Origin of the sequence: Vibrio sp. M260112 (assembly GCF_036533775.1) — a bacterium.
Taxonomy (GTDB): domain Bacteria; phylum Pseudomonadota; class Gammaproteobacteria; order Enterobacterales; family Vibrionaceae; genus Vibrio.
Genome location: NZ_JATABH010000004.1, coordinates 46,735 through 72,177 on the forward strand (window position 1 = coordinate 46,735; position 25,443 = coordinate 72,177).

Annotated in this window: 34 protein-coding genes and 1 pseudogene; 19 read left to right on the forward strand and 16 right to left on the reverse strand. The window is 44.0% G+C overall.

What is annotated here, in order from left to right; translation table 11 throughout:
- The first annotated feature begins 7 nt into the window (after window positions 1-7).
- From QTN95_RS02900 to rmf, 4 genes are all read left to right on the forward strand, one after another.
- A complete protein-coding gene (locus QTN95_RS02900; RefSeq protein ID WP_331416265.1) occupies window positions 8-247 on the forward strand; it encodes a glutaredoxin family protein in 240 nt (79 codons plus the stop codon).
- On the forward strand, window positions 228-2,144 hold the full coding sequence (locus tag QTN95_RS02905) for an ABC transporter ATP-binding protein (protein ID WP_331416266.1): 1,917 nt from the start codon (window positions 228-230) through the stop codon (window positions 2,142-2,144). Before QTN95_RS02900 ends, QTN95_RS02905 begins: the two co-directional genes overlap by 20 nt.
- 5 nt (window positions 2,145-2,149) lie before the next feature.
- Window positions 2,150-3,754: a DUF3466 family protein gene (locus QTN95_RS02910; protein WP_331416267.1), complete on the forward strand. Its 1,605-nt coding sequence runs from the start codon at window positions 2,150-2,152 to the stop codon at window positions 3,752-3,754.
- A 202-nt stretch (window positions 3,755-3,956) separates the two neighbouring features.
- A complete protein-coding gene (gene rmf / locus QTN95_RS02915) occupies window positions 3,957-4,130 on the forward strand; it encodes a ribosome modulation factor (RefSeq protein WP_004414030.1) in 174 nt (57 codons plus the stop codon).
- A gap of 132 nt (window positions 4,131-4,262) precedes the next feature.
- Here rmf and fabA read toward each other — a convergent pair whose 3' ends face one another.
- Window positions 4,263-4,781 (reverse strand): bifunctional 3-hydroxydecanoyl-ACP dehydratase/trans-2-decenoyl-ACP isomerase, encoded by a 519-nt coding sequence (gene fabA / locus QTN95_RS02920; protein WP_138972371.1) that lies wholly within the window; start codon window positions 4,779-4,781, stop codon window positions 4,263-4,265.
- A 91-nt stretch (window positions 4,782-4,872) separates the two neighbouring features.
- Window positions 4,873-6,519, reverse strand: coding sequence for a Lon protease family protein (locus QTN95_RS02925; RefSeq protein WP_331416268.1), 1,647 nt, complete (start codon window positions 6,517-6,519; stop codon window positions 4,873-4,875).
- Window positions 6,520-6,690: 171 nt separating this feature from the next.
- Between QTN95_RS02925 and matP the strand changes: the two genes are divergently transcribed.
- The 8 genes and pseudogenes from matP (at window position 6,691) to QTN95_RS02965 (ending at window position 10,836) form a co-directional block, all read left to right on the forward strand.
- Window positions 6,691-7,137 carry a macrodomain Ter protein MatP gene (matP, locus tag QTN95_RS02930; RefSeq protein WP_331416269.1) on the forward strand — a complete coding sequence of 149 codons (447 nt, stop codon included), beginning with the start codon at window positions 6,691-6,693 and terminating at the stop codon, window positions 7,135-7,137.
- A gap of 13 nt (window positions 7,138-7,150) precedes the next feature.
- Window positions 7,151-7,462 (forward strand): DUF3634 family protein, encoded by a 312-nt coding sequence (locus tag QTN95_RS02935; protein WP_138972374.1) that lies wholly within the window; start codon window positions 7,151-7,153, stop codon window positions 7,460-7,462.
- Window positions 7,463-7,716: 254 nt separating this feature from the next.
- Window positions 7,717-8,457, forward strand: coding sequence for an outer membrane beta-barrel protein (locus QTN95_RS02940; RefSeq protein ID WP_331416270.1), 741 nt, complete (start codon window positions 7,717-7,719; stop codon window positions 8,455-8,457).
- A 142-nt stretch (window positions 8,458-8,599) separates the two neighbouring features.
- A complete protein-coding gene (locus QTN95_RS02945) occupies window positions 8,600-9,094 on the forward strand; it encodes a hypothetical protein (RefSeq protein ID WP_331416271.1) in 495 nt (164 codons plus the stop codon).
- A 172-nt stretch (window positions 9,095-9,266) separates the two neighbouring features.
- Window positions 9,267-9,451: pseudogene (locus QTN95_RS02950) on the forward strand (Txe/YoeB family addiction module toxin).
- On the forward strand, window positions 9,447-9,869 hold the full coding sequence (locus QTN95_RS02955; RefSeq protein WP_331416343.1) for a hypothetical protein: 423 nt from the start codon (window positions 9,447-9,449) through the stop codon (window positions 9,867-9,869). Before QTN95_RS02950 ends, QTN95_RS02955 begins: the two are co-directional and overlap by 5 nt.
- 8 nt (window positions 9,870-9,877) lie before the next feature.
- Window positions 9,878-10,024, forward strand: coding sequence for a hypothetical protein (locus QTN95_RS02960; RefSeq protein ID WP_331416349.1), 147 nt, complete (start codon window positions 9,878-9,880; stop codon window positions 10,022-10,024).
- A 656-nt stretch (window positions 10,025-10,680) separates the two neighbouring features.
- Entirely contained in the window at window positions 10,681-10,836 is a 156-nt protein-coding gene (locus QTN95_RS02965; protein WP_331416272.1) for a hypothetical protein, read from the forward strand.
- 137 nt (window positions 10,837-10,973) lie between these two features.
- On the opposite strand, the gene QTN95_RS02970 is transcribed toward QTN95_RS02965, so the two are convergent.
- Window positions 10,974-11,264: a type II toxin-antitoxin system RelE family toxin gene (locus QTN95_RS02970; RefSeq protein ID WP_331416273.1), complete on the reverse strand. Its 291-nt coding sequence runs from the start codon at window positions 11,262-11,264 to the stop codon at window positions 10,974-10,976.
- Entirely contained in the window at window positions 11,254-11,502 is a 249-nt protein-coding gene (locus QTN95_RS02975) for a type II toxin-antitoxin system Phd/YefM family antitoxin (RefSeq protein ID WP_239944600.1), read from the reverse strand. Before QTN95_RS02975 ends, QTN95_RS02970 begins: the two co-directional genes overlap by 11 nt.
- Before the next feature lie 388 nt (window positions 11,503-11,890).
- On the opposite strand from QTN95_RS02975, the gene QTN95_RS02980 reads away from it, so the two are divergent.
- On the forward strand, window positions 11,891-12,262 hold the full coding sequence (locus QTN95_RS02980; protein ID WP_331416274.1) for a regulator: 372 nt from the start codon (window positions 11,891-11,893) through the stop codon (window positions 12,260-12,262).
- Between the two features lie 34 nt (window positions 12,263-12,296).
- Here QTN95_RS02980 and QTN95_RS02985 read toward each other — a convergent pair whose 3' ends face one another.
- From QTN95_RS02985 to QTN95_RS03035, 11 genes are all read right to left on the reverse strand, one after another.
- Complete coding sequence (locus QTN95_RS02985; protein WP_331416275.1) at window positions 12,297-13,361, reverse strand: hypothetical protein; 1,065 nt, start codon at window positions 13,359-13,361, stop codon at window positions 12,297-12,299.
- Window positions 13,362-13,501: 140 nt separating this feature from the next.
- On the reverse strand, window positions 13,502-13,963 hold the full coding sequence (locus tag QTN95_RS02990) for a hypothetical protein (protein ID WP_331416276.1): 462 nt from the start codon (window positions 13,961-13,963) through the stop codon (window positions 13,502-13,504).
- 189 nt (window positions 13,964-14,152) lie between these two features.
- Window positions 14,153-15,358, reverse strand: coding sequence for a secretin N-terminal domain-containing protein (locus QTN95_RS02995; RefSeq protein WP_331416277.1), 1,206 nt, complete (start codon window positions 15,356-15,358; stop codon window positions 14,153-14,155).
- The gene (locus QTN95_RS03000) at window positions 15,339-16,409 is read right to left on the reverse strand and encodes a zonular occludens toxin domain-containing protein (RefSeq protein WP_331416278.1); all 1,071 of its coding nucleotides are present in this window, start codon (window positions 16,407-16,409) and stop codon (window positions 15,339-15,341) included. The genes QTN95_RS02995 and QTN95_RS03000 overlap by 20 nt, the downstream gene beginning before the upstream one ends.
- Window positions 16,409-16,774, reverse strand: coding sequence for a DUF5455 family protein (locus tag QTN95_RS03005; RefSeq protein ID WP_269376743.1), 366 nt, complete (start codon window positions 16,772-16,774; stop codon window positions 16,409-16,411). The genes QTN95_RS03000 and QTN95_RS03005 overlap by 1 nt, the downstream gene beginning before the upstream one ends.
- Window positions 16,775-16,785: 11 nt before the next feature.
- Window positions 16,786-17,997 carry a hypothetical protein gene (locus tag QTN95_RS03010; RefSeq protein WP_331416279.1) on the reverse strand — a complete coding sequence of 404 codons (1,212 nt, stop codon included), beginning with the start codon at window positions 17,995-17,997 and terminating at the stop codon, window positions 16,786-16,788.
- A gap of 345 nt (window positions 17,998-18,342) precedes the next feature.
- On the reverse strand, window positions 18,343-18,564 hold the full coding sequence (locus QTN95_RS03015) for a major coat protein (RefSeq protein ID WP_269376741.1): 222 nt from the start codon (window positions 18,562-18,564) through the stop codon (window positions 18,343-18,345).
- Window positions 18,565-18,899: 335 nt separating this feature from the next.
- Window positions 18,900-19,109 carry a hypothetical protein gene (locus QTN95_RS03020; RefSeq protein WP_331416280.1) on the reverse strand — a complete coding sequence of 70 codons (210 nt, stop codon included), beginning with the start codon at window positions 19,107-19,109 and terminating at the stop codon, window positions 18,900-18,902.
- Window positions 19,110-19,114: 5 nt separating this feature from the next.
- Window positions 19,115-19,753: a hypothetical protein gene (locus tag QTN95_RS03025; protein WP_331416281.1), complete on the reverse strand. Its 639-nt coding sequence runs from the start codon at window positions 19,751-19,753 to the stop codon at window positions 19,115-19,117.
- Window positions 19,743-19,967: a hypothetical protein gene (locus tag QTN95_RS03030; RefSeq protein WP_331416282.1), complete on the reverse strand. Its 225-nt coding sequence runs from the start codon at window positions 19,965-19,967 to the stop codon at window positions 19,743-19,745. The genes QTN95_RS03025 and QTN95_RS03030 overlap by 11 nt, the downstream gene beginning before the upstream one ends.
- Window positions 19,968-19,969: 2 nt before the next feature.
- On the reverse strand, window positions 19,970-20,272 hold the full coding sequence (locus tag QTN95_RS03035; RefSeq protein ID WP_331416283.1) for a hypothetical protein: 303 nt from the start codon (window positions 20,270-20,272) through the stop codon (window positions 19,970-19,972).
- 115 nt (window positions 20,273-20,387) lie between these two features.
- Here QTN95_RS03035 and QTN95_RS03040 point away from each other — a divergent pair, with 115 nt between their 5' ends.
- Window positions 20,388-20,756, forward strand: coding sequence for a DUF3693 domain-containing protein (locus QTN95_RS03040; RefSeq protein ID WP_331416284.1), 369 nt, complete (start codon window positions 20,388-20,390; stop codon window positions 20,754-20,756).
- 257 nt (window positions 20,757-21,013) lie between these two features.
- Here the strand turns inward: QTN95_RS03040 and QTN95_RS03045 are convergent, their stop codons facing one another.
- Complete coding sequence (locus QTN95_RS03045; protein WP_331416285.1) at window positions 21,014-21,370, reverse strand: hypothetical protein; 357 nt, start codon at window positions 21,368-21,370, stop codon at window positions 21,014-21,016.
- Window positions 21,371-21,625: 255 nt separating this feature from the next.
- Here QTN95_RS03045 and ccoN point away from each other — a divergent pair, with 255 nt between their 5' ends.
- The 5 genes from ccoN (at window position 21,626) to QTN95_RS03070 (ending at window position 25,440) form a co-directional block, all read left to right on the forward strand.
- Window positions 21,626-23,053, forward strand: a complete 1,428-nt coding sequence (gene ccoN, locus QTN95_RS03050; protein WP_171052191.1) for a cytochrome-c oxidase, cbb3-type subunit I — start codon at window positions 21,626-21,628, stop codon at window positions 23,051-23,053.
- A gap of 13 nt (window positions 23,054-23,066) precedes the next feature.
- Window positions 23,067-23,687: a cytochrome-c oxidase, cbb3-type subunit II gene (ccoO, locus tag QTN95_RS03055; RefSeq protein ID WP_006878897.1), complete on the forward strand. Its 621-nt coding sequence runs from the start codon at window positions 23,067-23,069 to the stop codon at window positions 23,685-23,687.
- A 14-nt stretch (window positions 23,688-23,701) separates the two neighbouring features.
- A complete protein-coding gene (locus QTN95_RS03060; protein ID WP_331416286.1) occupies window positions 23,702-23,878 on the forward strand; it encodes a cbb3-type cytochrome oxidase subunit 3 in 177 nt (58 codons plus the stop codon).
- Window positions 23,875-24,852, forward strand: a complete 978-nt coding sequence (gene ccoP / locus QTN95_RS03065) for a cytochrome-c oxidase, cbb3-type subunit III (RefSeq protein WP_331416287.1) — start codon at window positions 23,875-23,877, stop codon at window positions 24,850-24,852. The genes QTN95_RS03060 and ccoP overlap by 4 nt, the downstream gene beginning before the upstream one ends.
- A gap of 108 nt (window positions 24,853-24,960) precedes the next feature.
- Window positions 24,961-25,440, forward strand: coding sequence for a FixH family protein (locus QTN95_RS03070; protein WP_331416288.1), 480 nt, complete (start codon window positions 24,961-24,963; stop codon window positions 25,438-25,440).
- Window positions 25,441-25,443: the final 3 nt, after the last annotated feature.

Consider the following 25,443-nt stretch of genomic DNA (forward strand, 5'->3'; position numbering starts at 1 on the left):
TGTTGACGTGATTACGTTATACAGTACAGAAGGGTGCCATCTTTGTGAGATGGCATTTTCCCTAACTCAACAACTCCACATTTCAGATCAAGTCGAGATTATCGATATAGCTTTCGATGATGAGCTGTTTTCTCGTTACGGTGTCACTATTCCGGTGCTCAGTTGCCAAGGTAATGAGTTGAATTGGCCGTTTGATTTGGAACAATTAAAAGTTTGGTTACGCAATAATGGCATTACTTACAATTAATAACGGATTGCTGGCATACGGTGATCATCCTTTACTAGACCATGCTGACTTCGCTCTACAAACCAATGAAAGAGTCTGTTTGGTTGGCCGAAATGGTGCGGGCAAATCTACCTTAATGAAAGTTCTGGCGGGTGAGGTGCTATTAGATGATGGCAAGCTGACAGTTACTCAAGATGTTGTCGTCTCTCGCTTAGAACAAGATCCGCCGCGCAATGAAGAAGGGACAGTCTTCGATTACGTTGCTGGTGGGTTAGCAGAAATCGGTCAACAACTAAAGATCTACCAAGATCAGTTAGATCTGATTGCTCATGATGCCTCTGAAAAAAACATCAACAAATTGGCTAGAATTCAAGAGCAGCTTGAACACTCGGGCGCATGGCGTTTCGAAGATCGCATTAAAAATGTTATGGATGCGCTAAATCTTGATGGTCACACCAAGCTGACGGATTTGTCTGGTGGGTGGCAGCGTAAAGCAGCGCTAGCGCGTGCCTTGGTGCGTGATCCTGATGTTTTGTTGCTTGATGAGCCTACTAACCACCTCGACGTGACGACAATCGAATGGTTGGAGAACTTTTTAAAGGATTTCCGAGGTTCGATTATCTTTATTTCTCACGACCGTGCATTCATCAAGTCTATGGCTACACGCATCGTCGATCTTGATCGCGGTAAGTTAGCGTCTTTTCCTGGTGATTATGATAATTACCTCGTTGAAAAAGAAGAGATGCTGCGCGTTGAAGAGATGCAAAACGCCGAGTTTGATAAAAAGCTTGCTCAAGAAGAGGTCTGGATTCGTCAAGGCATCAAAGCGCGTCGTACCCGTAACGAGGGTCGCGTCCGCGCACTTAAGAAGCTTCGAGAGGAACGCTACAATCGCCGCGATGTGCAGGGTAAGGCGAACATTCAGATTGATGATGCATCACGCTCAGGCAAAATCGTATTTGAAGCGCAAAATCTTGGTTACAGCATTGAAGGCAAGGCCATTGTTAGAGATTTTTCTTTCAACATCATGCGTGGTGACCGTATCGCTCTAATCGGTCCTAATGGTTGTGGTAAAAGTACCTTGCTTAAGTTGCTGCTGGATGAGCTCAAGCCTTCACAAGGCAAGCTTCACTGTGGTACCAAGCTAGAAGTCGCGTATTTTGACCAATATCGTGAAGTGCTTGATCCAGAGAAATCTGTTATCGATAACCTTGCTGATGGTAAGCAAGAGGTGATGGTTGGTGGTCGACAGCGTCATGCGTTGAGCTACTTGCAAGATTTTCTATTTGCCCCTCATCGCGCGCGAACACCGGTCAAAGCCTTGTCTGGTGGTGAGAAAAACCGTCTTCTTTTGGCGCGTATTTTTCTTAAATCCAATAACTTGTTGGTACTTGATGAACCAACTAACGATTTAGATATCGAAACATTGGAACTTTTAGAGGATTTACTTGCCAATTATCAGGGTACATTGTTGCTTGTCAGTCACGATCGTCAGTTTGTCGATAACACCGTGACCAACAGTTGGATATTCGAAGGCGATGGTGTTATTGAGGAATTTGTCGGTGGCTACCACGACGCACAGCAACAACGTCTTCAGGTTAAAAAAGCGCGTAATAGCGAAAAAGTTGAGTCGAGCGTTAAACAGGTTGAGGAAACTCCCAAAACCGCTGTAACAAAGAGTAAACCTAAGAAGTTATCTTATAAACTACAGCGCGAGTTAGAAGCATTGCCAGCCAAACTCGAACAATTAGAAGTGGATATTGAAAACTTGCAACAGCAGGTTAACAGTGCTGATTTCTTTTCCAAACCCGTAGAGCAGACGCAACCCGTATTAGATAAGCTAGCTGCGACAGAGCAGGAGCTTGAGATTGCTTTCGAACGCTGGGAAGAGCTCGAAGCGATGCAACAGGAAAGTTAAGATTAATGAGTAGTAATATTTTTAAAGTTTCACTAGTGGCAGCAACGGTCGCTGCTTCTTTCGGTGCTCATGCAGCGCTTTATGATGTTTATTTGCAAGACCCAGAGGGAACCAGCTCTAGCCTACAAACTTACGGTGTAGCTGTTGCTCCAAATGCAACTAATTGCTGGAGCAGTGCGTGTTCAGATTCTACTTCTGAAATGGCGACAGAAGTTAAGCGCTACCGTGAAGGGTTCCAGTATCGTGATGAGTCACCGTTCTTTTTACCATACGGTTGGACATACCTTGATGATAATTACGATGGTTTTAGAAATTACTGTCGTAATTTCTTAGGTTACTCAGATTCTTTGTGCGATGACTGGGCTGATAAACAGTACACGCAAGGCTATGCTAAAGAACAAGGTGGCAAGAACTATGCGGGGTCTATTGCTTACATAAATGATTCCGCTTTGTACGCAGAGAATACCGTCGTCAATAGTATTGATAATGGCTTTGCAACAGGGAATAGAACTATTGGAGGCTCTCCACGTAACGTTGCGTTTACTAGTATCAATGGCACATCAGTTGCTGATTTATCTCTAACTCAAAATAGTACGACTTACGCTGAATCACATGCTTGGAAAACGTTGGAGGATGGTGGCACGTACTACACAGTAGGAAGCGTTACTAAAACATCAAACCACGCTACCAGTGATAACAATTCGTATGCCGCGGTTTGGGTCGATGGAGTATTACAGGCTCCGATTGATTGGTTCAGTAGTACTACCACAAATAATGGCGATCGTAGAGCTCACGCAAGTGCTCGAGACATTATAAAAGATGGGAATGTTCTATATGCTGTTGGTTATAACTCCGACAGCGATGTGTATTTTAGAGCAACCGTGTTTAAATCGGATAACAATGGTGGAACGAGCTGGACTTCAAAAGCTGTTGATGGTTTCCCTTATGCAACGTCTGAATACGCTAACCAAACGCTACAAGCAGTGAATAACAACGGTATCGCAATTGGTACAGCAAAACTGAACCAGGCCCTTAATGGTGCATATGCGAATACATTGTTTTATGTCGACAACTTAACATCACCAGTCTACAAAGCATTTAGTGGTAGCATCTTTTTTAACGGCGCAAGTGGTAAAGCAGGCGGTATTAACAACTCAAACGATGTAGTTGGTACTATTGACTTTGAAAGTCACAAAGAGACCAATGGTAAACCGCGTGCTAAACGTGCGTTTATCACTAACTTAGGTACTGTCACTGGTTCCGCTCCTATCGGTGGTATTGCGCGTTACTTGGATGATCTAACCTATGGTGCTGGTGCTTCTACTGATAACAATCAATATCGCATAATTGAAGCCGCTGACATCAACGACGCGGGTATCATTGCAGCGACAGCGTACTACTGTGCTGGTGGCTTTGACAGTGAAGCTATTGACGCCACATGTAATGCAGGCGCATCACTTGTTGGGGTGAAACTTGTTCCTATCAATGGTCAGACAGCGACAGATATAAGCACTCGTCCTGTTACTCAGGAGAGGGTTGAGCGTCAAGGTGGCACAATTGGCTTTATCGCTCTGACTCTATTAGGGTTTCTAGGGTTCCGTAGAAAATAGGTTAAATTTTCAACTAGGGCACAGGTTCACAGTTTTGGATCTGTGCCTTTTTTATACCTTGAATTAAGCATCATTTTGATCGAATCTTAATGGTGAAGTCATAAAAACTTCACTTCTATCGACTAGTGCTGTGCTAACGATAGTCAGTCTGCGATAGATAAAGTAGTACGTTAAGACACATTTTATGTATGAGGACGACACTATGAAGAGACAAAAGCGTGACCGCTTAGAAAGAGCTCAATCTCAAGGATATAAAGCGGGCCTAAATGGCCGCTCGATGGAGGCTTGTCCATACCAGCAGATGGATGCTCGATCTTATTGGCTTGGTGGTTGGCGCGATGCCAGAGAAGATAAACACTCTGGTCTCTACAAATAACACTCACTCTCCACATACGAAATAGGATTTAGCCCCGAAAGGGGCTTTTAATGATGCTATTAATGCACTATAACTAAATGCGGTTGATTCAAAAAAACGACTCCGAAGAGTCGTTTGTTGAAACATTTGCGCTTAAAAAGCCGATGTGTCTTGGAAAAGGCCTACTTTAAGGTCTTTTGCAACGTAAATCTCTTTGCCATCAACTAATACACGGCCATCAGCAAGACCCATTACTAGCTTACGGTTTACTACACGTTTCATGTTAATTTCGTAAGTAACTTTTTTGGCAGTCGGTAGGATTTGGCCAGTAAACTTAACTTCGCCGACACCTAAAGCACGACCTTTACCTTTACCGCCAACCCAGCCAAGGAAGAAACCAACTAGCTGCCACATAGCGTCTAGACCAAGACAACCAGGCATTACTGGGTCGCCAGGGAAGTGGCAATCAAAGAACCATAGATCCGGAGTAATATCTAGTTCTGCTAGAATTAGACCCTTACCGAAATCACCTTCAGTTTCTGACATTTTAGTGATGCGATCCATCATTAGCATATTAGGTGCTGGAAGCTGAGGATAGCCTTCACCAAATAGTTCACCTTGGCTAGATGCTAGAAGATCTTCACGGTTATAAGAATCACGTTTGTTTTGCATTATCAATTACTCCAAATTTTGATAGCAGCATGTTAGTGAACACGTGTACGCTAAACAACTCCGATCAGTAAAAATATGAATTAAAACTCGGTTAAAACAACCAGTTTTTGATGCGTTCCACAATTCCTTGTGGGTGTTCATGTCTTTCAAAGTTTTCAATACGTTGCGCGATTCTACTGATCACACTCTCTTCGTCATCACCACGGAATGGTTTACCCATAATGATTGGAATTGCCTCATCGACGTTAGATACCGACCAGATATGAAATTCGTTATTTTTGATGCTTTCTACCACATCTTTATTAAGCGATAAATGTTTTAAATTCGACTTAGGCAGAATCACACCTTGATCACCTGTAAAGCCATTATGCTTACATACGTGATAGAAGCCTTCGATTTTTTCGTTGAGACCGCCAACAGCTTGCACGCGACCAAATTGGTCTACCGCGCCAGTCACCGCGATCTGCTGATCAATCGGATATTCCGAAAGTGCGCTGACAAAAGAGCAGAGCTCTGCCAACGACGCACTGTCTCCATCTACTTCACTGTATGACTGTTCGAAAACAACCGAAGCAGAATAGGGCAAAGGTTCATCTAAATTGAGTGCGCTGCTGACGAAAGCTTGCATGATCATCATGCCTTTGGCGTGTAGATTACCACCAAGTTCCGCTTTGCGTTCCACATCTGAGATATCACCATCACCAAAATGGATTACACAAGAGATTCGTGCTGGTTCGCCGTAAGACATGGGATGCCCAGGAACATCAATAACAGTGAGTCCATTGACCTGACCAATACATTCACCCTCAGTCTCGATGATTACTTGACCGTCCGTAATGTCAGCCAAAGCGCGCTCTGGGAGATAAGATTCACGCTGATATTTATTTGCAATCGCTTGGTCGAGGTCTTGCTCTGAAATGACTTTACCATTTGAGGTGAGCACAGCTTCATTAAGTAATGAAAGGTACCAAAGTGTCTCTATCGGCATGTAGTGCTGATCTTCTGTGTACCTTGCACCTGCAATCATTAAACGGTGAATAGCACCAAAGGAGAGTGCAGGGAGCTGGTATTCATCAACTAGCCAAGCAATATACCCTAAGTAAGTATCGATGCTCTGTTTATTAAGAGGAAGTTCTTGCTCAATCTCTGTAAACATCGCAAGGCCGCAATAAAGCTCTGGTTCAATGTATTCGAAATCTGCAATTTGGTGACGGTCACCAACAAGAACAAGCTTGATTTCGTATTGACGACAAGGTTTCTCTACAGCAATTTTGCGAGGATTTGCATTGACAGGGCTAATCTGTTCACCAAGAACAGCAGACTTAATCATCTGCCAACTAGCGGGATTGGCGAGTAATAATGTGACCGGTGTGATCAGATATCCGCCGTCTGCTTTATCTAAAAGCCCTTCAACTTTAGTGACAATGTCACCTTTGTCGTCGCAGGTATATGAACCGACTAAAGTGGCAATGTCTAAAGATTCCGTCGTTAATACCGGTTTGGAACTATCCGTTCTAACTAGACCATCTTTAACGATATTGCGGTAAAAGGCATTGTCGACCGCATTGACCATCAATATACGGTTAAAGCCATTCACGCTACATAGGGTATTAATTGCTTGTTTGAGACGTGGCTGGATGTCAAAAAAATCAACTTTCTCTAGCTGATTAAATCGATTGATTTGAGCGTCATATTGCGAATATTGCGGGGTAACAGCGTGCCAGCTTTCTTGATTCATCAATTCAGTTCATATACGTAAAATGGAGCGAAATTATATAGAAAAATGCTTCTGGTATATATAGATAATTTTATCTCATGATCTTGATCTCTTTTCGATTACAATAGGGATTGTAACTTTGCATGGTTAGGGTTACGCTGTCACCTACAACTGAAACGGAATGACTTTGCAATGAAATATCAACAGCTTGAAAACCTAGAGTGTGGTTGGAAATGGAATTATCTAATCAATAAGTGGAAAGCGGGAGAAGCGATCACTTGCCACATTGATACTAGTGAAGCAGATAGCGCGGTTAACGAGTTACGTCAGTTAGAACACCAACCCATAAAGGTGGTTGAGTGGATAGAAACTCATATGGCTCCTGAACTCGATAACAAGCTCAAACAGGCCATTCGTGCAAAACGTAAACGTCATTTCAATGCAGAACAGATACACACAAAGAAAAAATCTATAGATCTTGATTACCGTGTATGGGAGAAGTTGTCACACCGAGCAAACGAGTTGGGTTGCACTTTATCCGATGCTATAGAGTATCTGCTTTCTGAAGCTTCTCGAAGTGAAAAAGCGAGTAAGGCAGTGAGTAGCCTCAAAGAGGATTTAAGTAAGCTTCTCGATTAATAAGGATAGAACTATGCTATACGTTATTCTTGTCGCATCCGCTATTATATTTTGGTTAGTTGCCGTCGATAGGCCAGTACTTAGAGTGACCTTTACCGAGGGTAAAATTACCAAAGAAAAAGGGCATTTCCCGCCGGGCTTTAAACACAATGTTGTTGAAATTGCGGAACGTACGCCATTCAGTGGGGAGCTTAAAGTTTATCAGCAACGTACAGGCACTAAGCTCGTGATGTCTAAGCAGATTCCGAAAAAAATACAGCAGCGTATTCGCAATGTATTCCCATTTCAAGGCTTTACGAGCAAAGGCAAAAAACGCAGCAGTTAAGCTTATACAATGTTTGATACTCTAGATCGTAGCAGTGTCGTGGTTAAAAACTACCCAGACAAGGCACTATAACTAAACATTTAGTTAAGAAATCCCTATCTTTAGCTTATCAACCCCAAGTTTTCCAGGGTTGAAGTTATTGTTACGTTGTAATTTTTATCAAGGAATGGATTGAAAGATGATTCAAATCTGAAACACAGCATCATCGATAAATAATTAATCTGTAGTGAACGTATTCACGCAATTAAATTAATATGCTCAATAAACAATACTACCTATTAATTTTGGCTTCTCTATTAGTATTCGAATCATCACAAGCTGAGGAGAACGGCTACCCACTTTCACCATTCATTGATCAAAATGACACATACCAATTCCCTGTCGATACGTCAAATGGGCAAGCTTCAAATGGAACAATGCAAGGTATCTATGGCGGACTTGAGTTAAATCGAATGTATAGTTGGGACATTGTATTTCAACAGCGCGGAGCTTTAGATACCGAAAACACGAGCACCGCCTCAATTGTCGAGAGTGCGCTTAAGTACGACTACTTTCTGTCAAATAACTACAGTATCTATGCTCGGCTCGGCGTCGCATATTGGGATTCGAAACAAAGCCAAAGTACGCTAAAAGACGTATCCCCGATGGTTGAAACAGGCTTAACTTATTGGGTTACCGATAAATTTAAGGTTTCTGGTGGATACCAGTACATTGATGAAATTGGTAATTACAACAGCCATACCTTATTGTTGAGCGCCGCATTTACTCTGGGAAGTTCCGTACCACGTTTACCATCTGCGTCATCGACTAACGTCGCAATGTGGCTTGAAGGAAAGGAAATACTTCCTGAGCAAATAGAGACTAAGGGCGAGGGTGCATCAAAGCCTATAACATCGAACATGACGCCAGAAAGCAGATCATTGAACCGATGTGTTGAAATGCGCCTGTTAACGGTAGATGACAGCGAAACATCATGTGAAATCGATACGCCGTAATACCAGTGAGCTGTGTTCTATGATTGGGAGCTTTTTGCTCAAGCACTGAAGTCTGTTGATCCAATTCGCAGAGCTCGATTAGAACAGATCGCTTACAATACGGCTTCGCTATCGATGGGAAAAGAAAAGGAGTTTTGGACCTGTGTTTACAATGCGTTATAGAAAACAATATGTCACTGCATTATTCATGCTCCTTACTTTACCAGCCGGTGCCATGAGTTGGTCTGATCACCTGCGCATCAACATGCTAAAGGCTTACGATAACTTAAACCTTAAAGTGGAGCAATGTGCTCAAATGCGACGGCCGCTTGAAAAGCAAGAAGTGACCTCACCATGGTTTAATGAACTGAGCAGTGAGCAGAAAAAGGCAGCATTATTGCTGCTAAGTCAGATGACAATGGATACATGCATCGCGGAAGAAGAAGCCGAATATAGCCGAACGTTGCTAGCATATGTAGCAGAAACAGGCGACTCTCAACGACTGGATGATTGGCTAACAATTAAGAAGGTGTTTCGACATAGAGAGCAACAAGATGCCTTTGAGAGTATAGATTTGCGTCAAATTCAAATTCTCTTAGAGACCAAGCCATTCAATAAACCATTTGATCCGTTGCAAGTATCGGAGCTGTATGACTAGCGATTAGCCCAGGTATGTGGGGGTGTTATTTACCGAGTCTAGAAATGGCCTTAAAGCCGCGTTCACAGCAAAATGCAGATCACTTGAACCGTTCTATCGCACAGTATCGAGCGGGGGAAATCACCCAGCGAGATCTGATTGGCAAGACCAAGACAAGAAAACCCTCAAGCGTATCAACAAGCTCATTATCGACGTAAAGCGTTCTCTGTTTGAAGGCATTGGTAAACCAGAGCCGTTAAAAGAAAACTCAGTTGGATTCTGGTCACGCAGAATTGAAGATACCAATCGACTGGTTTGTGACGTCGATGAGTCGATGAGCAGGCCATAACGATTATTTCATGCCGTTACGATTATTAAAACTAGCCAGCTCGGCGCTCTTGTCAGTCTGTTTAATGGTGGACTCGAAACTTATAGGCAGTATAACCGCAATAAATCCGAGGCTTTATTGCGCAAAGACGAACTAGATCAGGAGAAACATCAGGCGAGGGTGCGCAGACTTCAACAAGGGGAAGAGCAGGTCAGTAGTCTCGATGAAGTCAGTATCCGAGAGCGGGGCTACAAAGACGAATTTATCCTGCTCGTCGTATTTATTCCGCTGATCCTATCCTTTATTCCCGATTACGCACCCTACGTCGAACAAGGCTTCGCAGCCCTGCAGAACATCCCAGAACCGTACTGGTATGTGGTTGGCGCGGTTGTCATCGATACCCTCGGCATGCGTGCCATGGTTCGCTACCTGCTTGAATTCTTCTCAAACAAGTTCAGGGGTAAATGATGGGACTATTGGAAGCACTGCTCATTTCCTTAATCACAGGCCTGGTCTCGAGCGCAGGCACCATCGCCGCGCTCAAAACCGACATCAACTGGATCAAGAAAGTCCAACAAGACCAAGAACAACGGATCCGACAACTGGAGGACAAACATGGCTAAACGAAGCAGAAAAGGGCGCAAGGCCAACGGCCAGCTCAAAAAGGGCTACACCATCGAATAGCTAAGTCTGAATCAGCGTTAACTAATGTAGTGTGCAAAGAATGTGGCACGAAATATCAGGCAACTCTTAATGGAGTATTTCAAGTTAACGGTGAATATGCTGCAACTTGTACTGCTTGCAACAAGCAAACGTTTTTTACATGGGATGTTGAAGCTGCACCAATTGTGTCGACTTTTCCTGAAAATACGTCTCCATATAGTTCAGACACATGACAAACAATTTAAGAGTAATTATGTCATTCGTTGTTGTCAGATCTCTATAATATTAACGGAAATATTTTCTGAAATATTTTTCTGAAATATGGTGCAATGAGATTGTCCAACCAACTCATCTAGCAAACACATACTGCATTTAAGAGTCATGCCCAACGCCTGGCATGTTTCATTCCATTGTTGGGTTTTGTATTTACGGTAGTGTGGTTTAGTTTCAAAGTAACGTTGTCCACTTCTCACGTGGTTCAATCGCCACGTTAATATGTATCCGTGCTCACTTCAGTATTTCATAATATGCCTGCCGTAGCTCTTTACGTTGATAATCCGAGGTTGTTGTTATAGGATCTAAACATGCACTTAGTGATACGAATCGGTAATTTCTTATGAAAGATGAAAAGAAGAAAAGAGTGACTCAAGCGATGATCTTTCGCTCTGTTGCCAGCTCCACAGCGATTGAGACTGGTGAATCAGTGAAGAAGATCGAACGCAAGTTGAGATCGAATAAGCATAAATTCGACTCACTTTCACTGGCTGTCTAAAACATCACGAACAAGCCGTTCCATGTGCTGATAATCACCACAAACCCCCGCCAAATCTCCCCGAATCCATATACGTCGCATAAGCGGCGTTTTTTATACTGGCTCACCAATCCCCATAGAAACATTATTCAGCGTCATCAATCATCCAGGCGTTTGATTGCTTGACGGTAAACATCACTGCGCTCGCGCTTTCCGACCGCGAGCACCGTGACAATAATGACATCGTCTTCGACCTTATACACTAAACGGTAACCAGACTGACGCAGTTTGATCTTATACAGGTTATCACCACCAGACAGCCTGGAAGCGGGCACATGCGGGTTTTCCAGGCGTTCGACCAGCTTTTTCTTGAACTGTTGCTGTACGGTCGCGCCGAGCTTCTTCCATTCTTTGAGTGCGCTCTTTTTGAAATCGAGTTTATAAGTCATCGATGTTTACCGAGATACTCTCTTCAGACTCACGCTCTTTGGCTAGCGCAAGTAGCTCGAGATCTTCAAGTCTGTCCATCATCATTTCGTACGCTTCGGCAGGAACACAATAAAAGGCCGGTTCATTTCGGTTAAGCACGGCAACAGGCTCGCCATGAGCACTGGTGGCCACTTTCATTGGGTTAGCCTTTAATTCGGTGATGCTGGCTGCTACATCGGCCAAAATACGAGTAGTCATACAATCGGTCTCTAAATGGGTCTTTATATAGGTCATCTTAGCCTCAATGTAGCGGTTTAACAAGTGAACTTGGTAAGTTGTAAGCGCTGCTTGACGGTGATCGGTTGAACATGAAAAAATCGCCATCAACCAAATCCGCTCTTAACCAAACTGAGTAAGGAACGGCACCGAGCGTACGACAAGTCGATAATCCTTTTAAGTCCGTTTTTGGAACCAATACAAAATGTTAGAAAACGCAAAATACCCATTTTTACTGAAAAACCAAGTCATTGATAAGTATGGTAAAAACCCACCCCTTAGTGCGCATTATGTGCACTTATGCTCAATGGAACTGGTATCACATTAATTTATGAATTAATAAACTCTTGCAATTTAGCGAGAGTAAATCATGAAGTATCACGAAATGACCAAAAACTACTTTTTTCGTGAGTTTGAATGCGGTTTATCTGTTGAGGAAACAGCAGAACTTTGTTTTAAAAGTGTGAGGACAATCAAGGAATGGGATAAAGGAAGTGAGATTCCAAAGGAATGTAAAAGATTAATGAGGATGCAAAAACGACTAGAGCTTTCATGTTTTAGCGAGTGGGAAGGCTTCGTAATGCGAAACAATCACTTAGAATTGCCGACTGGCCACATTGTAACACCTCAAGAAATTTTGACAGGAATTGCATTATTAGAAATACAATCCGAACTTGAAATAAATACAACAAGCAAACTAGCCAAATACGTTAGAGCGATATCTTCAATTAAAAACAAGTAAGGCTCCCAAGGGAGCCTTAAATGAGCTAGCCTTTTTAGCCACCAGTTAGAAACTTAAAACCATAATTTCCTATTACTCCTGCCAGAATGCTAGCTAAATAAGAAACAACAATTATAACGCCTTTTGTTCTATTTCCCGCGTCAGCTTTTTCGGCTAATTTTTCATCTTTGGTTGTTATGATGATGAATGACTGACGAGTAGAACGGGTACAAAATAAAAAGAGCATAGAAATGATGGGCCCTAAAAACATTCCGCCTAAAAGCAATACAAACCCAGTGTTTTTAGAATCCTCAATTCGTCCTATTGATTCGAAAACTAAATCAGTTTTACCATGTAATGCTTCAGTGGTTAGCAGGCCTAATTCGTTTATCTGCTTATACTGATCCTGTAGATCTTGTAAATAATCTGTAGTGGTCGACATACCAGTATAGATAGGATAAGCATAAGCAAAGACAATTATCCCCAAATCCATTATTAAACGGCAAATTTCTAACAGAGCAACGGGCCAAGTGATAGGGCGAGTTGCTTCATCAACACAGGAAGAAATAATGTTTTCTATATCGTCTCCCCATGTTCGTTCAGTATGATCAATTTGAACATTTATCAGGGACTTTTCGCCACGATACGCAAGTGTTCGTGCAAGTTTATCGATTTGGCTTGAAGAAGAAGGTGGCTTTCTGTTTGCTATACTCGCAGTAAACGAAATTTGCTGTTTTTCGGGATGATTTTTTCTGGGGAAATGTACAAGGTACTCCCAAACAATTTTAATATCAGTTGTTAGTTGAGTTTTAGTCTCTGCGTATGCACGAAAAGCCTCAATACTTGTTATTGAGCGTTTCATTCCGTCTTCGAAATATATTACCGCTGTAAAATTAATCAAGTGAGACTCTGACTGCTGACAGATTCGTTGATCAATCATTTCGTGTAAATTCATGAGCCAAGAGTGGTCAAACTTAAAGTCAACTCCGTAGTTTCTCTCTAAAGATTGTTTCTGACCAAGTAGGTCGGATATAAAGTTACCTAAATCATTTTTTCTAACAGGGATAGTAATTAGAGTGTTGCCGCTGTCATCATGTTCTGACTCAAGTGCAGGTAACATACTGTTGTTCATTTATATATGCCCAAAATTAAACAAAACGTCATTATACAACATGCAGCTGTACAACCAATTTATTAATTAAGACTTTCACCCCGTATTACTATACGGGGTGCATCCGAGCCCATCATCAACACTTCAAACTAAAGCGCATCGCCCTGAGTTCGCAGCATGTTTTCCCAACGTTGCCTTACTGACGTAAAACTATTAGTTGCGAAGGAGTAAGTTTTGTCATCGAAAACTACCTTAACGTCAGCATAGCTAGTGAATTTCTGCTTAACGAAGTTAATCCCACGCTGAGACTTGGGGACCCAGACACTAGAACCGTTAGCACACATGCTGACATAGTTAACCCATTGATAGTGAATTTTCACTTTCCTGTATCTGGGCTCATATGAGCAGGAATCGTAAGGTTGTGAGAAACCAACGACAGATTCGTTACGAGCAACAGAGACTAAAATAGCCGAGAATGACTTATCTTCTCTCGACCTTACATAGTGTGCGAGTCCATCAACTGTCCATTTCTCAGAGTCACTTGATTCGATTATTGCTGCGTGTGCTTGATATGAAGTAATCGCAATGAGCAGCAATCCATATTTGAGCATCGAGTATTCCTTTAGTTTCAAAGAAGTAGGGTTGTTCACTTTTAAGTGTCTGTTTCTACCCTAAATACACTCGACTATCAAACTGATTGCGCATTTATGTTGAGTTGGTCTTACGTAACTGACGCGCTACGCTTGTCGGATTCAAACCCGCTCTACATGCAAGCATATAGCAGCGAGTGTGAATCAGGGCTAAAGGAGCGTAGTTTTTAGGATGATCCTTAATTCTTTGTCTATCTTTTCTGTTTTCTCAGAACGAAACAAAGCGCCGAGCAGTGGAATGTCTTTGAGCAGAGGCACACCAGAAACGGTTTTTCTATCGTCGGCAGATACGAGGCCACCGAGCATAATCGTTTGCCCGTCCGCTACGTTGACGACCGTCTGTAGCGTACGCTTATTGGTGATGATGTCGGACGCGACCGTTGAGTTGGTGACGGATTGCGATTCCTGATTGATTTGCAGCACAATGCGCTTACCAATGACGTGAGGGACGACCTCAAGCGAGACTCCGACATCTTTCCGTTCTATCTGCTGAATCGTATTGCCGCCGTCGGTCACTTCACTCGCAACGAGGAATGGCACGTTCTGACCGACCGTGACATAACCGCGCTCTCTATCCATCACCAGAATGGTTGGTTTCGATAACAGGGTTGTATCTTGGTTTGTTTTGACCGCCTTAATCAACGCACTGAAGTCTCCACCATTAAAAATCGCGGCGTTATCATTGAGCACATCCACAACCGACGTATTGGTAAAAAATCCCGCCTTGTCGAGCGCCAGCTGCATGTTCACGCCCACTTCCTGAGCGTCATCATAGGACGATTCTGTGATAATGGCCTCGATAAGCACCTGACGTTGTGGAATGTCAATCGCACCAATGAGCACATCGATTTTCTCTAACTGGTCAGCCGTCCCCGAGACAATTAAGCCATTGGTCGAGGGCAGAACCTCGACCGTAAACGTTGAAGCGGGCATATCTTTAACGAATTGGCGATTGGTCGCCTTGAGTGTGGACTGAATCAAATCAGACAACTTGGTGTTTCTCACATGCTGCAATCGATAGAGCTTCACTAGTGAAGGCTCGACCGTTTGAATGGACTCTTCCAAAGGCTTAACCACATACAGGCCATTTTCATACTGAATCCAGTAGCCGTGAGCACTGAGCACATTGTTGAAAAATGATGCGTACTCGGTGGGCTCTAAATTTGGCGCCGTAAACGACACAGTTCCAACCACGCCACGACCGAGCACGATAGGTTGCCCCAACTCTTTAGCACCCCAAGCGACAAAATCCGCTATCGGCGTATTGGATGTTTCAAAGGTGGACGGCTCTGCGTAAGCCAAAGAGGATAGGCCGCACAACACGACCAGCAGACACTTAACAAAATAACGTTTCATTGTATTCACCGTGGATGAGTTCGATATGACAGCGTGATTTCGCGTTGAACGTGTAGCCAATGGAAGCCAGTTCAACACTTGTGAGTCGAACCCCTTGCTTATCGAGTTCGAAGTAAATCGGTTGATTGGGCGCGTTCATGTAGCTAACGATAGTCGCCCCTTGTAAGTCGACAGGTTTATCGATGCTGGTTTGTGCTTCACGAGCCGCGACCTCAATGTATTGCGTCGCATCAGGCGCCACCAACGAGGTGATCGCAAATGACAAAACCGCACCGAGCGTGAACAAACCGACGCGAGAATACTTGCGCAGATATATCTTGGTGATTCTCATGATATTTCTCATGTTATAAGGGACAGTGTAACGCCCATGTGTGTACCAAGTAGGAAGAACAGTATACGTGGCGTGTTCGTAGTGGTCAGAAAACGCTTGTTTCGTGTCGTAGCAAGCGTACAAATCGTTGCCCCATAAATACCAAGTGTCGACCGTCAATGAATTTGCGTTATCGCCGTATTTCACGACACCGATATGCAGCTTAGGTAAGGGGATTTTGAGTTGACCAAAGGACACGATTTTGAGCAGGGTCGATACAATCGGAATTTGCATCCTATCCATGCGACGACAAAACACCGTGTGTTCAGCAAGTGCCAAACGCGCTTGTTTGTCGACTATCGAAATATCTTGAACAATAAAGATGATGTCCCAACCGAGTTTGCGCGCATGGAGAAACCAATTGATCACATCTTGTCGTGATTTGTCGTTCCATGTGCGTGAGTTGAACCACGTTCCGCACTCATCGAGGACGAGCAAGCCGTTTTTCGATTCATCGTAGGTCGTATTGCCTTTTCCCAGACATTCCAAATCGTGCAGGGTCGGCTTATCAGGGACACGATAAAGGCGTGTCTTTTTCTGGTTACGCCCGAACATAAAGCGCAGATTGATATCGAGATTGGTCGCCACTGGCACACCACGCATAAACGCTTCTCGTATCCGACCGACAGACGTTAGGGACTTACCAGCCCCTAATTTCCCCGTGACAAAGTAGACGGCCATTATCCAGCCACCTTTTCAATGGCATACCATTGCCAATGAAAGACCCAACGAGCTACACGCGCCGCAAAGATAACACTGAGGCACGACACCGCATTGTCAGGAATGAAGTATGACAATCCGATAGAAATGTAGTCGGGGACAACATAAGACAGGCCACTGAGTAGCGTTTTGACGGTTAAGGCAACACCCGCAGCGAGCGAGACAACCAATGCAATGATAGTGAGGTTAATCGCCAATCCCTTAGTCATACGCGCGGCGAACCAAGAAAGAATATTAGCCGCAATCTGACCTAAGAAGATGGCCAGAGCAGGGATTTTGAGCGCTTGAGACATGGAAGCGGCGACAGGTAGCAGAACTTGAAGCATGGTCTATTTCCTTATTTGTGGTAGTAACGTTCAGTCATAGCGGGCGCTACAGGCGTTAACCCATTGAGTAAAATGTTGAGACACGAGCCCACCGTGTAGATGTAGAGAAGAAACGAGAACAACGCTTTGAATTTGACGGAGAACTCGCAGCCGAATGAAATCTCACCACCAAGCGGCGAGGGCAATGAAAAGGACGTACAGTTTGAGATAGACGGCAAAGAGCCAATGAAATAATCAAACACCTCATCGATATGGTTTCGAATCGTTGAAACGCCCGCATCTACCGCAAAGGCTTGCGCCTGTTCCACCAATTCGCTTTGCGCAGAATCCAGCGACTCTTCCACTGCGGTGTTCATTTGACCCACAATCGCCGACGTAAGGTGATCATCGAGGTTATGTTTTCCTTCACAAGAACGCGCGTCCTGATTGGGGTCGCATTCCTTGTTGAGTTCATCCAATTTCTTACTCAACGCATCGGTTTGTTCTCCAATGGCCTTAGAAATCTTGTCCGATGATTGTCCGACCGCTGATGAAATCCCCGAACCAATGGAAGAAATTGCCCCTGTTTGTTGCATCATGAGCGCTTTGTTGCCCTGATAAATGGCGTAATCTTGGTTCATTTGGTCAACGATGGCCTGTCCAATGGCTTGATTGGTGCCATTGAGTTGCGTCAGTTGATTGTTCACATCCGCAAAGGATGAATTGATGTCCTGATTGAGTCCATTCAAAGCCTTGTTAACGTCACTATTGAGATTACGAACTGCGCCAACGACTGCCGTATCACTGGTTTCATTTGTTGGTACTGAATCGGCCTCGGGTTTGTCAAACTCGGTGTTATTTGGGTTAGACGTACCTGCCGAGCCGCCGCCAAACGACGAGTTAGGTGAATCAATCGGCGAGGTTACATCGGACGGTTTAGGAAACCCCTGCACACATTTGGTTGAGTAGTTATTCCTATCCTTACAGGAGGGAATCACGTTGGTGAAATGGTTAGGATATTGAGACGCGCAGGAATTCGACGCTTGAGCCAGAATGCCGGTGAACTCGTTCTCACAAAAATCGTCCTCGGGGTCTAATTCACACACACCGACGTTGTTTCGAATGTAACCTGGCTGACAAGGCTCGGGTTCAGGGTCGGGACCCGACTCATCAGTACATTCACCCGATGCGTTTTCTTTCGTCCCGTCAGGACAAGACGCCACGATTTGAAACGGGTAGGACATTTTGTTCGTGTTGCCCCAGTGCGTCCCCGTACAATCCGCACCGCCATACTTAGCCGCCCAATAGACAAACCCCGACGACGACACCGAATCGATATAGTATCGGTAATAATACGTGCCGCTATACCAACACCCATATTTACTGAGCCAGCCGCTGGCCGCCGCTTCAGGCGTACTGTACGTACTGCCGTCATTAATTCGATAATATTCCGCATAGGATGGAAGAGAGATAAACAACATCAAAGAAAGAAAGAAAGAAAGAAAGAAAGAAAGAAGATACGCATACGTGCCACCTAGACAAAAAAGGGGCAGCAAAGCCACCCCTCAGTAATTTCCAAAACGATTCGATTAGCCGACTTTGCTTGCACCTTTCTTGAATAGCTTGATGCCCACAAAACCGACGGTTGCCGCCGCTACGATAGGCCATACCGCCGCAAGAATGTCCGTCACAAAAGTGTTCACTGAATCCATCGCGGTTTGCGCTTCCGCAGGAAGTGCCGCAGAGGATGCGCCAGCCACAGTCATTAGAGCGACAGCAAGTAAAGCCTTAGAGTTTTTGTTTTTAAACATGGTTAGTCTCCTTTTTGTGTTAACCATTAGTTTGACGTTGATATTTCAACAGCTCGTTTGAATATCAGCAGTTGTTTCCCGACCATAAAGCCAAGGGTAAATGCGCTTGAAAAAGCACCAATCATAAATTCGACGGTAAGCATTTAACGTTGACCTCCAATGAACCAACCCAGCGCGACAAAGACAAAACAGAAGCCAACAAACGCCATTAATTGGAAGTTCTCCAAGAGGGCGATGAGTTGATTAAATTGCGTATCAGTCATTTCACTATTCCGTTTGATTTCCCCCTGTCATATCACCCGCGCTGCGCGGGGTAACATGACAGAGGGGAGCCATTACAGCGGTTTAATATCCACGACGATGTTACGGTCTGGTCGTTGTGGGTCAGCGTCTAAACGCAGTTCGCAAAGCATCGGGAACTTGTCTTTGAGCTTGTCAAATTCCGCAATGAGCGCTGGGTTGGGATTCATGGCAATTTGCTTTTGTGTCATGCCGATGGCGTTACATTGACCCTTAGCCGATTTCCAACCCTCGTTGTGAGCCAAGTAGTTCACTTGAGCAAAGTTGTAAGGCGTGTCGTCCTTATTTGCTTGAGTGCGTCGTGCAAGGCTTCCATATTGATAGCTTCACAGCCTTTACCCGAAAACGACACGTAGTAACCAAAGTTCTCCGCACCCCAAGCCACAAGGCCAGCTTGAGTGCCGTTGCAAAGTAGTTTTGCTGAATAACGGTATCCAGAAAAACCACCTCGACGCTCCAACGTCCAAACGTTTTTTTCGTAGCTGATTTCGTTCTCAAGTACTTCAAGAAACGATTCGATTTCGCCATGACAAAGTGTGTCGAGCATATCGATACCAATGTTGCGAATAAGACGTTGGTACGCCTCGTTGAATGACACCTCGGTATCAATCATGACGTCCGCATCAATCAAGGCTTTATCCAGCGCCGCAAAGTAGAGGTCTTTGTTGGCAAAGTTTTCCGCTTCCACACAGCCGAGCAATTGCGCCAAGTTCTCAGCGAAATGTGCGATTTTAGTTTGTTCACGATGCGTAATTGCGACCATGTTTTGAGATTGGAACTCACCAATTTGCTCAATCGCAAAGCGTTGTTTCGCCATGTCTTTGCAGCGTTCAAGCAGCAACGGAGAACCAGAAAAGCTCACGTAGTCGATAATGGTCTTATTCATCATGCAAAACCCTATCAAACGCACCGTTAGCACGAAGTTGGGACTCGTTGTCGTGAGTGATTTCAATGATTTCGCGTTCTTCCTCACACGCATACAAATACATCTCGTGTTTGGATTTGAAATACTCAGGTAAGCCATCAATAGAACACCAATAGCCGTCGGCGTGATGTTCAAAGTAAACAGGATTTTTGCGATCTGGTTTCGCGGCAAAGGTCATCGTTAGGCTTCCTTCAAAATGGCGCAAGTCAGAAAACCAAGGTACTCACTGATGCGTTGAATTTGAGTCCCCGTGAAATTGGCGATCGTCACGCCATGACCGAACAACACGAAGTACGTTTCAGACAGTTCATCAAAGTGAAACGAGATTTGTTGAAGCGTGCATTCGCAAATCACTTGAAACACACCAGAGCAGAGAGATGCTTGAACCACATGAGCGCTAGGTTTTGAGAACGTTACAATGTCACCATCCTTAGAAAGCCTAAGCATGTCAGCGTTTTCTTTGTTGATAGTGCATGTAGTCATGACGGTTTCCGATGTGAATTACGATTTGTCGTAAGTCTAATTACGAAAATTCGTAATCGCAAGATACGAAAAATCGTAACCAATGAGCTAGAATCGTCATAAAGGAGGACTTGCTATGTACCAAAGTCAGTTATTAGATGCCTACAAAAAGGCTCAAAACTACCTACAAGATAAGCAGATAGCACACGACCTGAATGTTAAGGCATCTAGAATCAGTGAAATGCGCAAAGGACGTCGCTATATATCTGATGCAGAAGCAGTTTTTCTCGCAGAAAACGCAGGAATCGACCCAGAGTTAGCATTGTTAGGTTGTCACGCTGACCGCAACGATAATCCAGACATCAAAGCGATGTGGGAAAGCATTGCAAAAAAGTTTAACGGGCGTGGTTTACAAGGAATATCAATGGCTTGCGGTGGCTTGATGTTGTGGATTGGCAGCCCATCCGAAGCACTTGCTCAGTGCGTATTATGTACGTTATGTTAAATGATATACATGATACAGCTAAGCCATTGCCCCGTTTGACTTACTCTACTGCGTTTATCGCCTAAGTTATTCAACATAATTGATTTACCATAAAATACCTAATAATCAGTAAGATAATCAAAGATTAATTTACTGATTATTAGCTTCTTCGCTAATGACCAAATTCCAGTTGGTTGTTTTTAGCTTGATTGCGCCGCTTCGGTCTGAGACAACGCCTTCAAATTAAGAATGGTTTCCAAGTACACTATAAACGGTGGTTAGAATCGTATTGTGGCTATCAGTTTGTGTGTATTACCAACGATGTTTAATTCTAAATCTTCTAATTTTTCAGCTTCGATTACCCAAGTGTTTACATCTTCAAGCACCTTGACTGAATTATCAGGCGAAATAATTTTGAAATCCATTGCTGGCTTGTTAATCAACAGGCGATCTTTTGTACGCTTGGCGGTAAATTCGTTGCCGTTAACAATAAAAGTACAGTTTGTTTTCAATCTGCAATCGATTATTTCCCCATCGCTGAATGTGATCGTCCGCCAAATAAACGCTGTAATTAGTAGGGTTAACATGATGATTATTTGAACAAAACGTCCGCGCGTCAGTTTTTCAGCTGCCATTTAAGGGGTTCTCCGTGTAACAAACTTCAAAGTTTTAAAATAAAAGGCCAAAACCTGACCGACTGTAAGGTTACTACTCTGTCATTGAATTGTTAAATGCAGTATAGTTGGCGGCTGAAAATGCCACTTTTTTTAAAATCGGCAAGAATATTTAACCGACTGAATAGGTTCTATTTTCTTAACGGTTTGGGTGGCATTACGACATGTGTCGTGTTGGAAGTAAAGTGTAGTTAATTAGAAATTGGAAGCATGCAAATGAGCCAAGAAAAGCAGCTTGAACAAAACTACAACTATACAGTCGTTCGTCAGTTTACCTTAGTGACTATTCTCTGGGGTATTGTCGGCATGGCTGTTGGTGTTTTGATTGCCGCTCAATTAGTTTGGCCACAGCTAAACTTTGATACGCCGTGGTTGACGTACAGTCGCTTACGTCCTCTGCATACTAATGCGGTTATTTTCGCGTTTGGTACAAGTGCCCTATTCGCAACGTCTTATTACGTTGTTCAGCGTACTTGTCAAACTCGTCTATTTGGTGGCCCTCTTGTCGCCTTCACCTTCTGGGGTTGGCAAGCCATTATTTTAGCAGCAGCAATTACTCTGCCATTAGGTTTTACCTCTGGTAAAGAATACGCTGAGCTAGAATGGCCAATCGATATTGCCATCGCAGTTGTCTGGGTTTCTTATGCGATCGTGTTCTTCGGAACATTGATTACCCGTAAGACCTCTCACATCTACGTAGCAAACTGGTTCTTCGGTGCCTTTATTATCACTGTTGCGGTACTTCACATCGTAAACAGCATGGCAATCCCTGTCTCAATGGGTAAGTCGTACTCGATTTATTCGGGCGCAGTGGATGCGATGGTACAGTGGTGGTACGGTCACAACGCAGTAGGTTTCCTACTGACGGCTGGTTTCCTAGGTATGATGTATTACTTCGTACCTAAGCAAGCTGAACGTCCAGTTTATTCTTACCGTCTGTCTATCGTTCACTTCTGGGCATTGGTTTCTCTGTACATTTGGGCAGGTCCTCACCACCTACATTACACTGCACTTCCAGACTGGACTCAGTCATTAGGTATGGTGATGTCACTTGTTCTATTCGCTCCTTCTTGGGGTGGTATGATTAACGGTATCATGACACTGTCAGGAGCATGGCACAAACTACGTTATGACCCTATCCTACGTTTCCTAATCGTGTCTCTATCGTTCTACGGCATGTCTACGTTCGAAGGTCCAATGATGTCTATTAAGACAGTTAACGCACTGTCTCACTACACAGACTGGACTGTCGGCCACGTACACTCTGGTGCATTAGGTTGGGTTGCTATGGTATCTATCGGTTCGGTATACCACCTAGTTCCTCGCCTATTCGGTCAAGAGCGCATGTACTCTGTTAGCCTAATCAATACGCACTTCTGGTTGGCAACTATCGGTACTGTACTGTACATCGTTGCAATGTGGATTTCGGGTGTTATGCAAGGTCTGATGTGGCGTGCAGTTAACTCTGACGGTACATTGACTTACAGCTTCGTTGAGTCAGTTCAAGCGTCTTACCCATTCTACTTCGTACGTTTCTTAGGTGGTTTCATCTTCCTAGCGGGTATGTTCCTAATGGCATACAACACGTACAAGACGGTAACAGCGCCAAAAGATAGCCTTAAAGCTATCCCTCAGCCGGCATAAGGAGATTTAAAGAATGAGTTCTAATTCTAACAATCGCCACGAAATTGTTGAACGCAATGTCGGTTTACTCGCGATTCTTATCGTTTTTGCTATTAGCTTGGGTGCGCTTGTTGAGATCACTCCGCTAATTTTCCAAAAACAAACTACTGAGCCAGTTGAGAACCTACGTCCTTACACTGCGCTGGAAATGGAAGGTCGTGACGTATACATCCGTGAAGGCTGTAACGTTTGTCACAGCCAGATGATTCGTCCATTCCGTTCTGAAACAGAACGTTACGGTCACTACTCTGTTGCTGGTGAAAGTGTGTATGAGCACCCATTCCTATGGGGTTCTAAGCGTACAGGTCCAGACCTAGCACGCGTGGGCGGTCGTTACTCTGACGAGTGGCACCGTGTACACCTTATTGATCCTCGTGAGTTAGTTCCTGAGTCAAACATGCCTGGTTTCCCATGGCTTGAAGAGAATGTTCTTGATGGTAAGGACACTCAGAAAAAACTAACTATTTTCCGTGATCAATTCGGTGTTCCATACACTGATGAGCAGATCGCTAATGCGTCTAAAGATGTAGAAGGTAAAACTGAGATGGATGCCATCATCGCTTACCTTCAGTCTCTTGGTCACGCAATGAAGTAATTAAGGTGGTATTTATGGACATTGGTACTATTCACAGTATTTGGACCATAGTGCTTTTTGTGAGTTTTATTGGTGTGGTTTGGTGGGCTTACGGTAAGAGCCGTAAAGCTCGTTTCGACGAAGCCGCTAACCTTGTATTCGCTGACGAAGAGCAAGCACCTTCTAAAGAACAAGGAGTGACTAAGCAATGACTACATTTTGGAGTCTTTGGATAATCATCATTACAGTCGGTACACTTCTCGGCTGTGCTGCTGTCCTTTATTGGTGCCTTAAAGATAAAATGGGCGTCGAAGAAGGTGCAGATATGGGTCACGAATACGATGGTATTCGTGAATTGAACAACCCACTTCCTAAGTGGTGGACCTACCTATTTGTTGGTACGTTTGTGTTTGCAGCGATTTACCTGACTCTTTACCCGGGTCTAGGTAACTTCAAGGGCGTCCTAGGTTGGCAGAGTTCTGACCAGACTGTTCGCTCTATCGAAGAGTCAAAAGCGTCTATCGCCGCTTCTCAACAGAACAAGCATCTAGTTCAATACGCAAAAGAGTTAGACGATGCAGAAGCCTACTTTGGTGAAGCATTTAAGAAACTTGCTTACGTAGATGGTTCATCTGAATTGCGCCCTATCCCAGAAATTGCTGCGGATGGCGAAGCAGTTAAAGTTGGCCAACGTTTGTTCCTGCAAAACTGTTCGCAATGTCACGGCTCAGATGCTCGTGGTCAGAAAGGTTTCCCTAACCTAGCTGACGACGCATGGCTGTACGGTGGTGAACCTCAGGCTATCGTTTCGACAGTAATGAATGGTCGTATCGGTCAAATGCCTTCATGGAAGGATGCTCTAGGTGAGCAAGGTGTGAAAGAAGTTGTGAGCTACACACTAAGCCTATCTGGTCGTTCTGTGAATGCACGTGAAGCTGAAGCAGGTAAAGCACGTTTTGTTGTATGTGCTGCGTGTCACGGTACTGACGGTAAAGGTAACCCAGCAGTGGGTGCTCCTGACCTAACAGACCAAGACTGGTTGTTCGGTGGCTCTCGCGCGGATGTAACTGAAACAGTTATGAACGGTCGTTCTGGCGTAATGCCGGCTTGGAAAGATATTCTAGGCGAAGACAAAGTTCAGCTAGTTTCAGCTTACGTTTGGAGCCTGAGCAACTCGGAACAATAAGTTACATTTCAATAACAGCCCCTTACTTTCTATAGATGGTAATGGGGCTGTCTTTCCTTTACAGTTAAAGCCCTAATATCTTTCATTTTTTTCATTGAGAACTTTTTTATGGTAAAGCCTTGGTATAAGCAGTTCTGGCCGTGGTTCCTAATCATTCTGCCACTCACCGTTGTTGTATGGACGATCATTACAGTTATCGTTTTCTCACAGAACTCTGTTTCATTAGTGACTGAGGATTACTATAAAAAAGGCAAAGGCATCAATATCGATATCTCTAAACTGAATGTGGCGAAAGAGCTCGGTCTCAGCGCGGCTGCATTCTCTCAAGATCACGAAGTTGTGATTCAATTTGATAAAGGTCAACTTGATCACTATCCAGCTATAACGGCCATGTTTGCCCACCGTACACTACCGGACCGTGACTTTAGCCGACTACTTACATCTGATGCGAGCGGACAATATCGCTTTAAATTAGATCAAGAGCTTCAAGGACCTTGGTTTATCGAACTTACGCCACATGATAGCCAGTGGTTGCTTCAAGGTCGTGTTACCTTCCCTTCTTCTGCCCCTGTACAACTAGCGAATTAGTAG